15 protein-coding genes are annotated in these 16,410 nt (G+C 40.2%); 6 read left to right on the top strand and 9 right to left on the bottom strand.

The features are described 5' to 3' along the window. Positions 1 to 71 precede the first annotated feature (71 nt). Positions 72 to 494, bottom strand: a complete 423-nt coding sequence (locus tag PLZ15_04670; protein ID HOI29034.1) for a secondary thiamine-phosphate synthase enzyme YjbQ — start codon at positions 492 to 494, stop codon at positions 72 to 74. A 137-nt stretch (positions 495 to 631) separates the two neighbouring features. Here PLZ15_04670 and PLZ15_04665 point away from each other — a divergent pair, with 137 nt between their 5' ends. Beyond that, on the top strand, positions 632 to 1,828 hold the full coding sequence (locus PLZ15_04665) for a heparan-alpha-glucosaminide N-acetyltransferase domain-containing protein (GenBank protein HOI29033.1): 1,197 nt from the start codon (positions 632 to 634) through the stop codon (positions 1,826 to 1,828). Between the two features lie 57 nt (positions 1,829 to 1,885). Here PLZ15_04665 and rsgA read toward each other — a convergent pair whose 3' ends face one another. After that, entirely contained in the window at positions 1,886 to 2,959 is a 1,074-nt protein-coding gene (rsgA, locus tag PLZ15_04660) for a ribosome small subunit-dependent GTPase A (protein HOI29032.1), read from the bottom strand. A 301-nt stretch (positions 2,960 to 3,260) separates the two neighbouring features. Between rsgA and PLZ15_04655 the strand changes: the two genes are divergently transcribed. Beyond that, positions 3,261 to 4,517, top strand: a complete 1,257-nt coding sequence (locus PLZ15_04655) for an MgtC/SapB family protein (protein ID HOI29031.1) — start codon at positions 3,261 to 3,263, stop codon at positions 4,515 to 4,517. Positions 4,518 to 4,526: 9 nt separating this feature from the next. Here the strand turns inward: PLZ15_04655 and PLZ15_04650 are convergent, their stop codons facing one another. The 5 genes from PLZ15_04650 to PLZ15_04630 all read right to left on the bottom strand — a co-directional run bounded on the left by PLZ15_04650 (position 4,527) and on the right by PLZ15_04630 (position 9,023). Continuing rightward, on the bottom strand, positions 4,527 to 5,282 hold the full coding sequence (locus tag PLZ15_04650) for a sulfite exporter TauE/SafE family protein (protein HOI29030.1): 756 nt from the start codon (positions 5,280 to 5,282) through the stop codon (positions 4,527 to 4,529). 86 nt (positions 5,283 to 5,368) lie between these two features. After that, entirely contained in the window at positions 5,369 to 6,349 is a 981-nt protein-coding gene (locus PLZ15_04645; protein HOI29029.1) for a hypothetical protein, read from the bottom strand. Positions 6,350 to 6,530: 181 nt separating this feature from the next. Beyond that, positions 6,531 to 7,184, bottom strand: coding sequence for an outer membrane beta-barrel protein (locus PLZ15_04640; protein HOI29028.1), 654 nt, complete (start codon positions 7,182 to 7,184; stop codon positions 6,531 to 6,533). A gap of 116 nt (positions 7,185 to 7,300) precedes the next feature. After that, positions 7,301 to 8,164, bottom strand: coding sequence for a hypothetical protein (locus PLZ15_04635; protein ID HOI29027.1), 864 nt, complete (start codon positions 8,162 to 8,164; stop codon positions 7,301 to 7,303). Positions 8,165 to 8,294: 130 nt separating this feature from the next. After that, the gene (locus PLZ15_04630) at positions 8,295 to 9,023 is read right to left on the bottom strand and encodes a hypothetical protein (protein ID HOI29026.1); all 729 of its coding nucleotides are present in this window, start codon (positions 9,021 to 9,023) and stop codon (positions 8,295 to 8,297) included. Positions 9,024 to 9,613: 590 nt separating this feature from the next. Here PLZ15_04630 and PLZ15_04625 point away from each other — a divergent pair. Continuing rightward, on the top strand, positions 9,614 to 10,288 hold the full coding sequence (locus PLZ15_04625) for a DUF805 domain-containing protein (protein HOI29025.1): 675 nt from the start codon (positions 9,614 to 9,616) through the stop codon (positions 10,286 to 10,288). 189 nt (positions 10,289 to 10,477) lie between these two features. Here PLZ15_04625 and PLZ15_04620 read toward each other — a convergent pair whose 3' ends face one another. Then, positions 10,478 to 11,011 carry a hypothetical protein gene (locus PLZ15_04620; GenBank protein HOI29024.1) on the bottom strand — a complete coding sequence of 178 codons (534 nt, stop codon included), beginning with the start codon at positions 11,009 to 11,011 and terminating at the stop codon, positions 10,478 to 10,480. Positions 11,012 to 11,350: 339 nt separating this feature from the next. On the opposite strand from PLZ15_04620, the gene PLZ15_04615 reads away from it, so the two are divergent. From PLZ15_04615 to chrA, 3 genes are all read left to right on the top strand, one after another. Beyond that, positions 11,351 to 12,466 carry a DUF5009 domain-containing protein gene (locus PLZ15_04615; GenBank protein ID HOI29023.1) on the top strand — a complete coding sequence of 372 codons (1,116 nt, stop codon included), beginning with the start codon at positions 11,351 to 11,353 and terminating at the stop codon, positions 12,464 to 12,466. Positions 12,467 to 12,539: 73 nt separating this feature from the next. Next, on the top strand, positions 12,540 to 12,983 hold the full coding sequence (locus tag PLZ15_04610; GenBank protein ID HOI29022.1) for a DoxX family protein: 444 nt from the start codon (positions 12,540 to 12,542) through the stop codon (positions 12,981 to 12,983). Then, positions 12,976 to 14,181: a chromate efflux transporter gene (gene chrA, locus PLZ15_04605; GenBank protein HOI29021.1), complete on the top strand. Its 1,206-nt coding sequence runs from the start codon at positions 12,976 to 12,978 to the stop codon at positions 14,179 to 14,181. The genes PLZ15_04610 and chrA overlap by 8 nt, the downstream gene beginning before the upstream one ends. 49 nt (positions 14,182 to 14,230) lie before the next feature. Here the strand turns inward: chrA and PLZ15_04600 are convergent, their stop codons facing one another. Then, entirely contained in the window at positions 14,231 to 16,393 is a 2,163-nt protein-coding gene (locus PLZ15_04600; protein HOI29020.1) for a DUF5916 domain-containing protein, read from the bottom strand. Positions 16,394 to 16,410 lie beyond the last annotated feature (17 nt).

Below are 16,410 nucleotides of genomic sequence, written 5' to 3'. Positions count from 1 at the left end.
CACAAATTATTTGAAGGATTACCTTTGCGGCTTTTTATTTATCCGCCTTAAGCTTTCCAATCAGCATTCTATCACTCGCCATAAATCGTAACAACAATTCTTCTCGCTCCGCCATAGTTGCGGTGTTCACACAAATAAATCCCCTGCCATGTACCAAGATTAAATTCTCCATCCGTAATCGGGATTGTAACAGAGCTTCCCAGCATCGACGCTTTAATATGCGAGGTCATATCATCCGAACCTTCTAGTGTATGCTCGTAATATTTAATGTCGGATTCCGGAACTGCACGGTTGAAAAATGTTTCCATGTCGGAACGGACAGTCGGATCGGCATTCTCGTTTATTGTCAGCGATGCCGAAGTATGCTTAATAAAAATATGTGCAATTCCCCTCCTTGTGTTTTTAAGTTCGGGCAATTGCTGAAGGATCTCGTTGGTAATTAAATGAAATCCGCGACCGATCTGCTTTATTGTAATTTCTTTCTGATGAATCATATCAACTCTTTTACTTATTTCCATTTTAAAAATAATAAACAGATTTGTAAGTATTGTGAATATAGTTGTGCGGTTTGAACTCCCCAATTTTTTTCATACTTTAATTTTAACAATAGACTTTTGTAGAAAGATATTTTATGGCAGGACAAATAAATAATGTTGACGGCACCATCTTAAATAAACAGGGAAGAATTGAGTCGATTGATCTTCTTCGCGGATTTGTAATGGTAATAATGGCGCTTGATCATACCCGCGATTTCTTTTCCGCAGCCCCGTTCAATCCTCTTGATTTAACAAACGGTAACGCATACTATTTTATAACACGATGGATAACCCACTTCTGCGCGCCCGTCTTTGTATTCTTTGCGGGAACTTCGGCATTTCTTTACGGATTGAAAACCGAATCGAAGAAGGAGCTTGCTAAATACCTTGTTGTAAGAGGACTGCTTCTTGTTGTGCTTGAGCTTACGCTTGTCCGTCTTGGATGGCAATTCAATGTTAATTATTCTTATGCATGGGTCCAGGTAATATGGGTCCTTGGTGTTGCAATGATTGTATTAGCGGGACTCATCTATCTGCCATTAAGAGTTACCACAATATCCGGCATTGTAATGATTCTCTTTCACAACTTGCTGGATGGTATTAGAGCAGAGGACCTCGGCTGGTTTAAGACAATCTGGATTTTCCTTCATGACGGGGGCGAAATAAGATTCGGCAGCGACGGATTGTTCTGGGTTGTTTATCCTATCATTCCATGGATAGGTGTAATGGCCGCCGGATACGGATTCGGTAAATTGTTTTTATTGCCGGCGCATGATCGGAATAAAATTCTTATCCAACTCGGTTTATCGGTAACAACTGTTTTCATCATATTAAGATTCATAAATCTTTATGGCGATCCGCATCCATGGATAACACGAGATAATTCGTTCTATACACTTCTTGAATTTCTTAATACCGAAAAATATCCGCCATCACTGCTGTTTTTATTAATGACGCTCGGACCATCTTTTATTACACTCGTTCTTTTCGAAAAGTTAATTGGTCTTCCTAAAAAAATTCTTTTGATATTTGGAAGAGTTCCGCTCTTCTATTATCTGCTTCATGTTCCCGTGATACATCTTCTTGCTGTTGTTCTTGCACTGGCGCAAGGGCTTGATGCAGTTTTTTTGTTTGATAATTCCGATCCATCTAGCTGGCCAAATGAGTTTGGATATGGTCTATTCGGAGTTTACATCGCATGGTTGTTGGCAGTCGTTATTATGTACCCATTATCAAAATGGTTTTATGAAATGAAAAAGAAGAGAAAGTATAAATGGCTTAGTTACTTTTGAAATATTCCGGGGTAATAAAAATCATTCGTTGAAAATTATTACCCCGTTGTTCTGATTTTACTGCTTGTTCTTCTTGTTGAAATTCTTCAGCTCTTTATGAATAATCTTCCACTTTCTTTTCTCTTCAATCTGGGCGGAGATATTCTGCTTCGATTCCAGGTACTTCAATTCCTTGCGCAGCTTAAGATAATTCTCGTATCTCTCTTTGGGTATAAATCCCTTTTCGAGCGCACTTAGCACGGCACAACCAATCTCGTGTGTATGAGTACAATCGGAGTATTTGCACGATTCCGAATAATCATCGAATTCCGAAAAAGTTTGAGCCAGCCCATTATCTGCATTCCAGAGACCGAGCTCTCTCATCCCCGGTGTGTCTATTAATATACCGCCGGAGGGAAGCAGAACCATTTCGCGGCGGGTTGTAGTGTGCTTCCCTCTTGAATCCTGTTCCCGCACTTCATTTGTTGCGAAGCGGTCGTATCCAAGGAGCGCGTTTATAAGTGTCGACTTTCCAACGCCCGAGGAGCCGAGGAATACAATGGTTGATCCGGGCTCAATCATACTTGTTATTGCATCCAAACCATCGCGGTTAAGAGCACTGACAGAAACCGGATTTTCAATTCCCGTCCTTTCTTTAACAAGTTTAACCTTTTCTTCCACGTCATTACAGAGGTCTGTTTTATTCAGAATCACGACGGGTTTTACCCCGCCCTGATATACAACGGAAAGATATCTTTCCAGGCGGTTTATGTTAAAGTTATCGTCAAGCGACTGAACAATAAAAGCGATGTCAACATTTGCGGCTATTATCTGCTCGTCTGTTTTTCTGTCCGCGCTTTTCCGGGATATTTTTGTTCTTCTTGGAAGCGTCTGATGAATAACAGCCAACTCATTATTATTGAAAAGTGTTATTACAACCCAGTCTCCTACTTTCGGTAAATCGCTCTGTCTTTCAGTTTCGAACAGGTACCTGCCCGAAACCTCTCCGATGATCTCGCCGGACCCGGTAAGCACCGAGTAATTTGTTTTGTTTTCAGCGGAGATCCTTCCGCATTTATATGTATTGGAATCGAAATTTTTAAATGAATTATCAAAGAAATCATTCCATCCCAATGAACTAAGATATTTCATTGCATCCTCTCTAATTAAAATTCGTTATAATTTTTTAAATATGCTTAAGCATTTTTAAAGTACGTACTTATCCCGCGGAGAATTTCTCTAAAGGATAAGCAGCTATGCAATGAGAGCAGCTGTTGTGATATGTTGTAAGATGGTTTTAATAAATCATCAAAAATTCTAACGGTAAATCTATAAAAAAAATCATTAATAGGAAGAAAGCCGGACAAAACCGGTCTAATCATTCTCTGTTTATTCTTCACAAAATTTTCTGCAAATTGAGAATGGTTTTTCAACTTTGTATTAACGGTGAGAGATGGAAGCAATTGAGTGGACCGTACAGCTAAGACTAGTTGTTGCTCTTGCATTGGGTTTTTTAGTTGGACTAGAGCGGGAGTCTTCACAGAGCAAGCATAAAAAAGTTTTATTCGGCGGAATCCGGACTTACCCGATAATCAGTTTATTCGGATTCGGATGCGCGTGGCTCTTCACGATGGGAGAGAAATCGATATTGCCGATCGGTCTTATAGCGCTTGCGGCACTTACCGCAATTTCATACTTCTCAAAATTTCAGTACGATCAGCCCGGTGTTACAACCGAACTCTCTGCACTTCTAACTTTCATTGTGGGCGCGCTTGCAATGCTTGTAGATATATGGGCGTCTATGGCGCTTGGAATAATAAACACAATGCTTCTTTCGGAAAAAGCCCGTCTGGAGGATTTTGTAGAAAAACTCGACCGCGTTGAGTTTCTTGCAGTGCTTAAATTTTTACTTGTCACGCTTATTATACTTCCCGTGCTTCCTAACGAGGAGTATACACAGTTCAGGGTGAACCCATCGAAGGTCTGGCAGATAGTAATACTCGTTTCAACGATCGGATTTGTAGGATATATTTTGTCTAAGCGCCTCGGCGAGAAAGTCGGCTTCTGGGTATCGGGGCTTGTAAGCGGAATAGTTTCGAGCACCGCGGTTTCAATTGCATACGGAAGGATGACGCAGCAGAACAACCAGATTTCGAAAAATGCGCTTCAGGGAGTTCTCGTCGCATCGAGCGTAATGTATCTGCGGCTTCTGGTTCTCATCTATATTATTAGTCCATCCATAATATCCTCCTTGTGGTGGCAGATGATATTTCTGAGCGGAACCGGATTTGCAATATCGCTATTTAATTTTCCGACAAAAAAATATAAGGTTTCCAAACTTGGTGACTCGGAGAAACTTCAGAACCCGTTCGAGATAAGACCGGCGTTTATATTTGCCGTTCTCTTCGTTGCCTTATCTTTTATTACCGGACTGGTAAAAGAATATTTCGGTCAATCCGGAATTCTTTCGCTTTCAGTTCTTGTCGGAGTTACGGATGTAAGCCCATTTGTTCTGTCTCTTGTTAATTCGTCGGGATTTACAACGGGTGTAATTGTTTCAGGCATTCTTATTTCGATTTTGAGCAACACAATAATGAAAGGCGCTTATTTCGGATATCTTGCTGAAGATGTAAGAAAAGAAACTTTTTTAAGATTCGGAGTCTTTGCGTTAATCCATATTCCCGTTATCGCAGTTACACTTCTGGTCTGATGAAAAAACTTACGGGATTATTTTCATAAGTTTAAGCGCCATAATAAGTATTGCGATAGAAAGGACGGCTTTAATAAACTTATCCCCTTTTTTAATAGAGTGTTTTGTTCCCCACCATCCGCCGAGCGCATTACCAAGTCCCAGACTTAAACCCCAGTACCAGTTTACATTACCGGAAATGATGAAGATAAGGAGAGCAGGAATTGTCAGAATGAATACGATGAAGACTTTGTGCATGTTAACATAGATAAGGCTGAAGTGCATCATCTTGTTCAGTATTGCCATAAGAACAAAACCGATTCCGATCTGAATAAATCCGCCGTAGAAACCGACCACAACAAATGTAAGAAAGAGAGGTATTGTAATTTTTTTATTCTCGGTGTCGTCATTCTTTTTTGATTTTGATGCCGGGAAGATCATTGTTAAAGTAATTGCAATCATTATTATTCCGAGAATGGTATTGAACAATTCATCGCTAATCTTAATCGCAACGAGGGCGCCAAGAACAGCGCCGGGAAGAGTAATGAGCGAGAGTTTCATGCTGAGGTTGAATTGTTCGTACTGCGCCTTCTTGAAAGTATAAATAGAACTTACATTCTGCATAAGAATAGCAATTCTGTTCGTTCCGTTAGCGGTTGCTGAATCAAGTCCTAAAAAAATAAGCGCAGGAAGCGTAAGCGACGAACCGCCGCCGGCATTTACATTTATTACCGCGGCAATAGCACCGATAATAAATAGAATGAGTGAAGCGATAATATCATTCAATTGTTCAGATCCGGAAATTTTGAATGGCAATCTATAATAAATTAGAGAAAAATGTTGGTGCAGACGGATGGTCTGCACCAGACAGTCTACTTTTTAGGAGTCCATTTTGTAACGGAATTATAGATCGGTTTGAGAGAATAGAGATAATCGTAAATAGCCCCCAGGTCTTCTTCGGTCATGCCGGCATACATTGTCCAGGGCATTGCAGTGTTGTAATCCGTCATGTTAACTGATTGAATCTGGTTGCTGTCCGGATCCATTACTTTGAACCTTGCAATGAATTGTTCTTTCGTCCAGCTGCCGAGCCCTGTGTTTTTGTCCGGAGTTATATTTGCGCTTCTTACAACGCCGCCGGGGAAATTAAATTCCGCACCGCCCGCAAAGGCCTTCTCCATAATGTATTCCCCTTTAACCGATTGAGTGTGGCAATCGAAACACGCCGCCATTTTAGTAACGTACTCTCCATATTTAAGCTGATCGTTTCTGTCCGGTTCCGGTGAGGGATTGAATGATTTAGGCGGAATCGTTTTAACGATGAAGTTGAGAGGGAAGTCGAGACTCCCTTCGGGCACTTCGTTCTCAACCGGTTTGAGAGAGCGGATGTATGCAACAATTGAATAGAGATCCTCTCTTGTCATTTTATTATAGTTTAAATACGGCATCAGTGGAAAGAATGCGTTGCCGTCTTTATTTACGCCGCATGTGATCGCACGGATAAGTTCTCCGTCGGACCAATCCTTCAAAGATGCAGGCGTAATATTTTTTGAATAGAGGGTTCCCGGGAAACCGATCTCTTCACTGAACTTATCGCCCCCCATTCCCCATGTTTCCAATTTAGGAGGACCCGAAAATTTTGTCCAGTCGCGGGATGAATGGCAATCCATACAGACAGCCACATGTTTCGCAAGGTATTCACCTCTGGCGATTCTCGCCGGTGTTATTTCAACCGTTTCATTCGACGGCGGATCTACCTTTGGATATGATGAGTTAAAGTAGATTAGAAATGCAATTACAAGTACAAACACTCCCCCAAGAATGTATGCAAGAATTTTAAAGAATTTATTCATTTGTCCCCTCGCCCCTTTCATTTTTGTGTGAGACACAAATAAGTTAATAAAAACAGATTTAACATCCGATAAAAAAATTAACAGTCTTATGACGCAGGTTTTGGACGAAAGGTTGCTTTAGAAGAAAATTTTTTTCAGAAGAGGTTCCGGTCCGGATAAATCTCCGGACCGGATTGTAGAATTATAATTCTATCTGAACACCAGCAGAAACAGTAATGAATGTGGTTGTTGATGAAGATGTGGTTTCAACAGTTGTATTGCCGGTCTGGAAAGAAGTGCTTGTTCCTACTTCGGCAGCATTTCCGTTCATTTTTGCATCAAGATTCAGAAAAATCTTCGGCGCAACTTTATATAAAAATCCGACACCGATTCCCCAGGCCCCTTTTGTTTCGGTAGCTGACTGACTGATGTCGTAATTTGTTCCTCCGAGATTAACCGAGTTCCCCGATACACTCATTAAATGAAGTCCTACGATTGCACTCACATAAGGTTTGAAATCTGAAACCGAGAAGAAATATTTTCCGCCAACCATCAACGGTATAATTGAGATCGGAGCGTCAACGTCAACGGTAACATTGAATCCGGCTTCTTTTAAAAGATCACTGTAATACTCGTTGTTGAATGCAAATGTGTAATAACCGGCAGAGGCCGACAACTGTATTGATTCGTTCAGATCGTATGTTAAACCTGCGTTTCCGCCGAATCCCATATTATAAACGTCGCCGAAGTCTCCACCGGGCGAAGCTATTCCGGCATTTACGTTAAACCCTAATTTGCTCTGTGCATTGATTACGATAGCAATAAACAGGAAAGAAAAAACAAGTAACTTTTTCATTATGCGCCCTCTTTTTTGTGAAATGTTTATGAAGCATTGCAAATATATAAAAAATGGATTCTTTGTCAATTTAGAAGATTACTTTTATCTCCGGCTGGAAACATGAATTTACTTTTTCAAATTTCATTTCTGTGTTTGTGCAGTTCGTATGAAATGTAGAGATTCTGAAAGAATACATAAAACACAGGACCGATTGCTGAAACGGGATTCATGAATGTAAGAGAAATCCAGATCGTAAACGCGTTATTCTTCTGACCCAGGGATTGGCTTGCCTCGTGGCGAAACTCTTTACCTCCGATGAGCCAGCCGAGACAGAAGAAGAAAATACATAAAAACGCGGATGATGCCGCTATCATCATTACAATTTCCAGGTTCGACGAGAATTCACTGCGAATGTAATTTGAAGCGTCCGATGTTGCGATGTAAATATTGGCGATCAGTATATAGAACGAAACATCCTTCCATTCAGTAAGTTTTTTCCAGACCCGCTGTGAAGTAAATTTTAGAATCTGTGCTGCAGCAAGCGGAATTGAAAATGTGATTAGCACAGGAAAGAGTATATCGAGAACGGATATTTCGGTATTACTCTGCAATATAACCGGAAGAATAAACGGGATTAAGATTGCAACAGCAAAATTATTCAGTATTAACGAGAAAGCAACAAACTCAACTTTTTTTCTCTTCAAGCTTGTGATAACCGGCGCCGCAATAGCTGTAGGAGCAATTGCGGTTATGAATGCCGTTTGGGCAAGTTCATCACTGAATGGCCTTATAATAAAATATATCAGCGATGCTGAAAAAATTATTGTGAACAGAATTATAAAATGTTTCCCGGTGATTATATCCCGGCTGGCTTTGATATCAAGGAATGAGAAGAAAAGCATTACCATTAACAGATACCGGATTAAGAAAGTGTATTCATGTCCGTATGGAAAGATGATCCCTGCGGTTATTGTTAATAGGAGAAGAATAGTTTTCATCGAATCTGCAATTTTGTCCGGTAAACTTATAAAGGAATTTGAAAGCGTGCAATAAGAGAAGTCTTAGCTGGAGTAATTAAATAATTTAAGTATTCCCGCCGGCAAAGAGCCGGCAGGGATCAATCGGGTTTTATTCAACCTGGATCTGTTTGAAATAAAAATCGAATTTTAAATTTCCGGCAGGTACGGTTAATCGTAAAAACTTTATTTCCGGATTGAACGGAATAAATACGAGTCCCCCCACCGAGTCGTCGGGCTTTAGCTCTGTTTTTCTTAGCACTTCATTCTTCCAGAATTTTCTCTGGGATTCGAGATGTTTCATAGATTCGCTGTAATCGATTTCCTCCCGCGCCTGATTATCGGCCCAGACAAAAACATCGTGAACAACTTTAGCCCCGTCATTTCGCGTATCGTCGTCGGATAGATTTCCTATTATACTTAGAAGAGCGAACGCTGCATTCAGTCCGGTAGCAACTGAATGAATAGTCTTACGGCTCTCTTTCTCGCGGTTGATTTGCATCAATTCTCTTTCCGGATCTGCCGCGCGCATCGTTCCGAAATATTCTTCGGTTTCAGAGAGATTCCGGTCTACGGCTTTGGCAAAAATTCCGGCAGGATTTACGAGAATAATCTCTCCGGAACGGTTCATTATTTCTACGTAGTACACAAAATCGTTTTCGGACTGCCCGTCAAATTCAACGGAAATAATTACATCGCCCATCTCTTTCGTAATTATTTCTCTACCGTTATAAACTTCCTTTTCATCAATCGGCTCTGCTTTAAAAATATTCTGAGCCGAGCACCCGGTACCGAGAAGAATGAGCGGCAGGATGGCAAATAGTAAAATGTATTTCTTCATCTTTTTCCCCCTTGTTTATTATCCGGGTTTATCAAATCAAATGCCAGGGGGCGTATTTGAATAAGGAGGATTTTCGCATTCTTCTAATGCAAATAAAATGAACCTGTATATAAAACCAAATTAAACTGTACTCTCTTTAGAACAGGATAATTCTGATATATTGAAGGGCAATTTCAAAAAATTCTTCCGTATAGGATCGATCCGTTCTGAATCCGGACCCCTCCCCGTAAGGTTACGGCATCATCATCATTTAATTACAAATCCCTGCAGACCCCCGTTTAATTGCTGCTCTAGAGATTATTGATCATATATCTCCGTGTTGAAAAATATATTGGAGAATAAATTATTAATAATTAATTTCCACGTGCCTCTCACCGCGATAAATGGCGTTTGTCTTACCCATGATGCGGTGAATAATCTTACTGAAATAATTGAATTAATTCGTTTGGATTAATTCATTATAAATAAATCTCCTTTCCTCAAATTATCCTATTTAGTCAGTAGAGATTATTTATCAATAGTCTTTGTCAAGACTCAGCCGCGCTTATCCGGGATTCAACCTTTTAATAATATAACTGGAGTAACTTAAAATGGAAGGGTTAAATGAAATATTTCCGTACTTCAATTTATCAATGGCTCTTGTGTCTACTATATTTGCGGTCACTCTTACAATTTTAATTAAAGAAATCGTTGGCAAAAAATGGTTGCTTGCCTCTGTTGTAATTAATCTAATAACCTGGCCGGGATTTCTTATTATTTCCATCCTGACCCAATTTACAGAAGATCGGTACTCGCTCTATCAGTGGTATGATGTACTCAATATGTTTGTTCTTTTCGGAACAGCCTGTTTTGGACTTTTTCTTTTTATTAACTGGAGCGCCACACGAATTAAACTGGATTTAATGGATTTTCTTTTTTCATTTAAAGGAAGAATTCCGCGCTCAGCATTCTGGATCTCTTATTGCATTATGTACCCGCTTGGCTTGATTCTTGGCTTCGCCCCATTTACAACCGACGCTGTAGGCCTTGCCAAAATAATTATCTGGATTGTCTACGGACTGTGGTCAATAATGAGTATCTGGATCTCACTTGCTGTTTATACTAAACGCTGGCACGACATTAATAAATCCGGCTTGATGACGTTAATAATTCTTATTCCACTAGTCGGATTTATTTATTTTATTGTTAAGCTCGGATTTACAAAGGGAACGCCAGACGCAAATTCATATGGCGAGAATCCATTGCTCGGTATAAAATTAGAATAAATCTATTCTTGTTTTTGGTGTTATAAGTTCTAGAATAGCGTTGAAACCGAAATCAAATTAAACTGTAATCTCCTTAGAATGCATATACGTTTTATACCAAGGAAATTCCGGGTGGTTTTTAAATAGGCCCGTATTTTTCCAGAATCGTTCGGAAACCGGACCGCTCCCCGGCGGAAGCGGTCCTATTATTTAATTACAGACCTTTGTTAATCCCCGCTCAATTATTTCTTTCAATAGATTGCCGAATTCATCATCAAATAAATCTTTATTAATAACCGCAGTATGAAAGCCGACGGGATTTCTGTATTGACTAATCACCTCTTCGGTAACCAGCTCTCTTATAAACTTCCCTTCCTGCGGAAGTTTGCTTTTGTCCTTTAAATGCTCGTAAAATGTTTCATGTTTTTTGTTGAATTCTATTATTTCTTTCGGTAGTGCCTGCATAAAAACAACTGTTACAAAAATCTGATTTGTGTTTTCCATTTCTGATGTAATGATTAGCAATTCAACTTCCGCCTTCTCGGTTATTTCGAAATTTTCCTTTTTCAGGCTTTCGGATAATTTCCCGGCGAACTTCCTGTTGATTTCCGAATTTCCGGAGTAACTAAGGTACTTGACAGAGACAGTTTTTTTTCCGTCGTCTCCCGAATGAACTGTTTGTACTGTTAATAAAAGGGCTGCAAAAACAGGGATAAATTGATGGAACTGCTTTCGGGTAAACATATTACCTCCTTTACTGTGGATTGGTTTGATTTAGCCTATTGCTTTTAGAGATTACCGCAAAGCAGTATCACTTAAATATATGTTTAGCCCGGTTTATTGAATGGTAGATGTTTATTAAATATAACCCCGGATTTTTCTGGGTGAGGTTATCGGCGGGTTTATACAGCGTTCATTTACCATATTCTGGTTAATTTTTAATATTATTTTTATGGCAGGTATAACTTAATTGTTGAACTTGAATTTAGCAAGTTAAAATTACTCTTTGCGGCTAATCTGAATATCTTTGCGAAAAAAATAAATTAAGCTAACTTACTTCTGTTTTTAAAAGGAGTGGAACAATTGACCGCAGAAAAAAAAGAGAGAATGATCTCCCTGGACGTTTTCCGGGGAATGACGATTGCGGGAATGATAATTGTAAACAGTCCCGGCAACAGCAGTTATGTTTACCCGCAGCTTGCGCATGCCGATTGGAACGGGTGCACATTTGCCGATTTTATTTTTCCTTTTTTTCTTTTCATTGTAGGTGTTGCAGTTACGCTTTCGCTCACGAAAAGAAAAGAGAGTGGTGATAACAAATCAAAATTACTTTTTCAGGTTTTCAGAAGATCGCTCATAATTTATCTGCTCGGTATGTCGCTCGGCGTTTTCCCGGAACTTAATTTTGCAAACATTACTTTTACCGGGGTTCTCAAACGGATTGCCATAGTCTATTTTTTTACAGCGCTTATATTTCTCTATTCAAGTATTCGTATTCAAACAATTATTACAGCATCGCTTCTTATTATCTACTGGTTCCTTTTAACTTTTGTGCCGGTCCCGGGAATCGGAAGCCCTAATCTTGGCAAGGAAACGAATCTGGTCGCATGGCTCGACAATCTTCTGCTTAAGGGATATCTTTCTAACGGGACGTGGGATTCTCTCGGTGTTCTAAGTACTGTCCCGGCAATTGCAAATGCCCTTATCGGCGTTTTAACTGGTCATCTTCTCCTCTCCGACAAAGATCAAATAACCAAAACGGTTTATCTGTTTGTCGCCGGGAATATTCTTCTCCTATCGGGCTACGTGTGGGATTTCTGGTTTCCTATTAATAAAAACCTTTGGAGCAGTTCCTTTGTTCTTTTCACGTGCGGATTTGCCCTTAATCTGCTTGCCCTCTGCTACTGGACGATCGACATTAAAGGTTTTAAATGGTGGACCAAACCTTTCCTTGTATTCGGAATGAATGCGATTACCGTCTATTATCTTGCTGTACTTGCAGGCAGATACATGAAATATATAAAGGTCTCTGATTCTGGTGGAAGTCTGGTCAACCTGAAAGTTTTTATATACAATAATTTCTTTCTCCCCTTATTCAGCCCTGTTAACGCTTCGCTGGTTTATAGCCTTGTATATACGATGATGTGGCTGGGATTTATGTGGATTTTATATTCCAGAAAAATATTTATTAAAGTTTAATATTGAGAAGAAAATTAAAATTGATTTGTATTATCGTTGAGATGAAAACCAAAAATCGTTGAAAGGATGAAACATGAGATTTCCTGTTAAAAATATAAAATCGAAATACGCAATCCTGCTTATAAGAATTATGGTTGGATCTGTATTTGTTTCCGAAGGGATTCAAAAATTTTTATATCCCGACCAGCTCGGTGCGGGACGTTTTCTAAAAATAGGTCTGCCGCTGCCGGAGTTCTTCGGTTTATTCGTCCCGGCAATCGAAATTCTCTGCGGACTCTTTCTTCTGATCGGTCTCTATACCCGTTATGCAGCTGTTCCTCTTTTAATCATTATGATTGTGGCAATAATTTCAACCAAGATTCCAATTCTGATAAATGATGGATTCTGGAAGATGGCTCACGATTCCCGAACCGATTGGTCAATGCTTATCGGGTCAATCTTCATTATTCTGGCTGATAAAGGGAAACTCCCGCTTCACAAATTCATTATTAAGAAAGTAAGAAAAGTAGATGAATAGATTAAAAGAGCTCGCCAGGCTCTTCCTGAAACTTGGATTGATCACATTCGGCGGGCCGGCGGTTCACATCGCCATTTTCGAGGATGAAGTAGTTACACGTAGGAAATGGATGACGCGACAGCACTTTCTTGATCTGGTAGGTGCCACCAATCTTATACCGGGACCGAACTCAACAGAGATGGCTATTCACTGCGGATTTCACCGGGCCGGTATTGCGGGGGCTCTGGTTGCCGGAGTGAGCTTTACATTACCGGCTGTTCTTATAACCGGTATAATTGCCTACTTCTATTCTCTATACGGTAATCTTCCTTCAGCTCAACCTTTTTTATACGGCATTAAACCCGCCGTTATTATAATAATCCTGAACGCCGTTTATAAACTCGGATTTAAAGCCGTTAATTATAATCCCTCTTTCTTTAAAGATCGTACTAATATTAAAATGACCCGGGATTTTGTAAAATTTCTGATTCTCTGTATACTGGCGGTTGTTGTTGTTTCTGCCAATTTTTTAGGCCTGAACGAAATAACCTTAATTCTTGCCGGCGGAATTGCAGGCGGGTCTATTCTTTATTTTTCAGAAAGGAAGAATTTTCTTTTTTCCTTTTCACCGTTTATGGTTTTTCTGCTCTCACCTATCTACTCGTTTGCCGAATCAATTGCTAAATCAGAAATCTCACTTACAACTCTATTCCTATCCTTCCTAAAAATCGGTGCTGTCTGGTTCGGAAGCGGATACGTTCTTGTTGCTTACTTCGACGGCGAGTTTGTTCAGGGATTGAACTGGCTCACACGGCAGGAATTGATAGACGCAATTGCTGTCGGCCAGTTTACTCCCGGACCGTTTCTTTCATCAGCAACGTTTATCGGATTTCAGATTGCGGGATTGAGCGGAGCCGCGCTGGCAACAATAGCGATTACTATTCCGGCATTTCTCTTTGTTTTTATTCTCAACCCGATTATACCGCGTATAAGAAAATCTGAATTTATTTCCCGGCTTCTGGATGCAGTAAATGTAAGTGCTGTTGCCGTGATGTTTGCCGTTGGAGTGAAACTGGCATTAGAAGTTCTTGTTGACTGGCAAACCTGCCTGATTGCGATTCTGAGTACGATAGCTTTTTTTACTATAAAGAAAATAAATGCGGCTTATATTGTTGCCGGCGGAGCCCTTGCCGGCTACCTTCTTTATCTGCTTATTTAGAGTATTAAATGAACTGTACAGCAGTATTTATATTGTCATTTACTATTAATTAAATTATCAGCATCCAGACGAATTTTGCGAGTACCGTTACATCTTTTGAACGGATTCCGTTTTCTGTTGTAAAGAGCTGATTGACAACAATATATAAATCGCTGCCAATTTTCGGCTTCCAGTTGAACCGGTAATTTACATTCATCTCGTTTATTTCATTGTTCCATTGTGCGAAGACCGAGGAGTTTAAGTGTTTCGAAAAAGTATACCCTATTCTTCCGCCCACCTCGCTTGTGTTCAGCACGCTGCTGTTAATTTTGATATGATTGAAGGTATAGTCGCCGGAGACCGTAAGATTTTTATTAACTGTAAAAGTTATTCTTCCTTCAATCTCGGAACGGTTCCCATTATAATACCCGCCCGTAATCATATCAACCTCGCCATAGACTTTTCTCATTGGCGATGTTTCAAATCCTATTCCGTAAGTAGTATACCAGTAGCTACCGGCGTTAACTTTTGTTGTATCAAATATTTCAAAATCCTCATGCGGCCTATCGAACACCCTGTGAATGCCGATACCGATTTCGTCTCCCGATTCAAACTCGATTCCGAGAGGGCTGAACGCAAACTCGGCCGACTCTAACTCTCCGTTGCTACCGTAGATCATCGAGCTTTCGAGCGGTTCGAAACGGAGTTGTTTGATTCCCCCGCTGTTTATACGGGGAGAGATCCCGAGATTATAAACCAGCTGCTGATATCCGCGCCTTGAAACAAATCCGATTTCAGGATCAAATCCCGATTGAATGAACCTGTAGCCGAGATATGTGTCCAGCAGATCGTTCGGATAATCAATATAAAAATTACCGGCCCAGGAATTTTTCTTTCCGTTCTGAAGGTCGGATCGTGCTGCGGTACCGTGAATAACAAGGTTTTTATCACCCAGGAAATCATTAAATGAAAAATGAAAATCACCGCCTATAGAACTTGTATGCTTATCCTTCGAAATTTTATTTGTAAGCATTATCCCGGCATACGATTGATTAAGCAGATCGTATTTTATTCTGGCTGTTCCGTAATTTGTTGAAGGCTCGCCAGATTTTTCCGCCGTCTGCATATCAATCAGTCCGATTTCAACATCTCCCATTCTCCCAACGAGTTTTGCGCCGCCGATAATAGGGATCTCCTGGTTTCTACTGATACCGATTCTCCGGCTGTAAAAAAGATTATTGTTCCCGCCCAGATTGAAGTCGAAAGTTTTTCTCCCTTCGAGAAAGAATTCTCTTTTCTCCGGAAAGAATAATGGAAAGCGCGATAGATTAATCCTTGCGCGATCCGATTCGACCTGTGCAAAATCTGTATTTACAGTTACATCCAGGGAAAGAGTTTCTGTTATTCCATATTTAACGTCGAGTCCGGGCTCAGCCAGATATTTTTTATTTCCGTTGACAAATTGCGCCCCGGAGGAGAAATATGGCATCAGATAAACCGGACTTCCTCTTTTAATATTTTCAATTCCCTCCAGATTACCTGCTTGTGCAATTGTTAACAAGCCCAGGTTTTGTCCGACCGAAGTCCACAGAACCTCTTCATTTTTTCTCCGGATCGATCTTAAAATATTAAAACCCCAGAGCTGCACGCTTCTGTCGTGGAATTTAAAAGTTGAGAAAGGGAATCGGAACTCGGCACTCCATCCGTTTTCAAGAATTGAACACTCCACCTCCCAAACGCCATCCCAATCCTCATTAAATCCGCCCATATCAAATCCTGTAAGAAGCGCATCATCCTGGGAACCGAGAGGATTTGTACCGAACCAGTAAGCGGAGCGGTCGTCGTTGAATGTATCGAAGATCAGTTTAATGTTATCGTCCGCGCTTATAAATCCGTCCCATTTCATTTCGCGCGCAATTATTTTATCCGGCTCGTCATCGTAACAGATTACGCCGATATAGAGATTTTCATCATCATAAATAATTCTGAATTCGGTTTTTAATGAAGGATTGGAATTCGGTATCGGCTCCTGCTGAAGAAAATCATTCGTAATTATCCCCTTCTGCCAGACCGGGTCGTCGAGGAGCCCGTTAATTACAGGCGCTTCATTTACTTTTACGGCTTTTACAGATTTAGATTGTGCGTTGAATGACCCGGAAATAAATAGTGAAATGAATATGATAATATGAATTTGATTATAAGAATACCGGAAACGATCAATAATGGACTGCATAATCCCCCGTTTAGGAA

It is taken from the genome of Melioribacteraceae bacterium, assembly GCA_035362835.1.
Classification (GTDB): domain Bacteria; phylum Bacteroidota; class Ignavibacteria; order Ignavibacteriales; family Melioribacteraceae; genus DSXH01.
Note: the sequence above shows the minus strand (reverse complement) of the source record. Positions and strands in the feature narration are given on the sequence as shown.

What these genes read in the sequence shown, in the direction of transcription:
- PLZ15_04625 (HOI29025.1), top strand. Translation starts at nt 9,614, where the DNA reads ATGGAAGGGTTAAATGAAATATTTCCGTACTTCAATTTATCAATGGCT.
- chrA (HOI29021.1), top strand. Translation starts at nt 12,976, where the DNA reads ATGAATAGATTAAAAGAGCTCGCCAGGCTCTTCCTGAAACTTGGATTG.
- PLZ15_04655 (HOI29031.1), top strand. Translation starts at nt 3,261, where the DNA reads ATGGAAGCAATTGAGTGGACCGTACAGCTAAGACTAGTTGTTGCTCTT.
- PLZ15_04630 (HOI29026.1), bottom strand. Translation starts at nt 9,023, where the DNA reads ATGAAGAAATACATTTTACTATTTGCCATCCTGCCGCTCATTCTTCTC.
- PLZ15_04620 (HOI29024.1), bottom strand. Translation starts at nt 11,011, where the DNA reads ATGTTTACCCGAAAGCAGTTCCATCAATTTATCCCTGTTTTTGCAGCC.
- PLZ15_04640 (HOI29028.1), bottom strand. Translation starts at nt 7,184, where the DNA reads ATGAAAAAGTTACTTGTTTTTTCTTTCCTGTTTATTGCTATCGTAATC.
- PLZ15_04635 (HOI29027.1), bottom strand. Translation starts at nt 8,164, where the DNA reads ATGAAAACTATTCTTCTCCTATTAACAATAACCGCAGGGATCATCTTT.
- PLZ15_04600 (HOI29020.1), bottom strand. Translation starts at nt 16,393, where the DNA reads ATGCAGTCCATTATTGATCGTTTCCGGTATTCTTATAATCAAATTCAT.
- rsgA (HOI29032.1), bottom strand. Translation starts at nt 2,959, where the DNA reads ATGAAATATCTTAGTTCATTGGGATGGAATGATTTCTTTGATAATTCA.
- PLZ15_04610 (HOI29022.1), top strand. Translation starts at nt 12,540, where the DNA reads ATGAGATTTCCTGTTAAAAATATAAAATCGAAATACGCAATCCTGCTT.
- PLZ15_04670 (HOI29034.1), bottom strand. Translation starts at nt 494, where the DNA reads ATGATTCATCAGAAAGAAATTACAATAAAGCAGATCGGTCGCGGATTT.
- PLZ15_04645 (HOI29029.1), bottom strand. Translation starts at nt 6,349, where the DNA reads ATGAATAAATTCTTTAAAATTCTTGCATACATTCTTGGGGGAGTGTTT.
- PLZ15_04665 (HOI29033.1), top strand. Translation starts at nt 632, where the DNA reads ATGGCAGGACAAATAAATAATGTTGACGGCACCATCTTAAATAAACAG.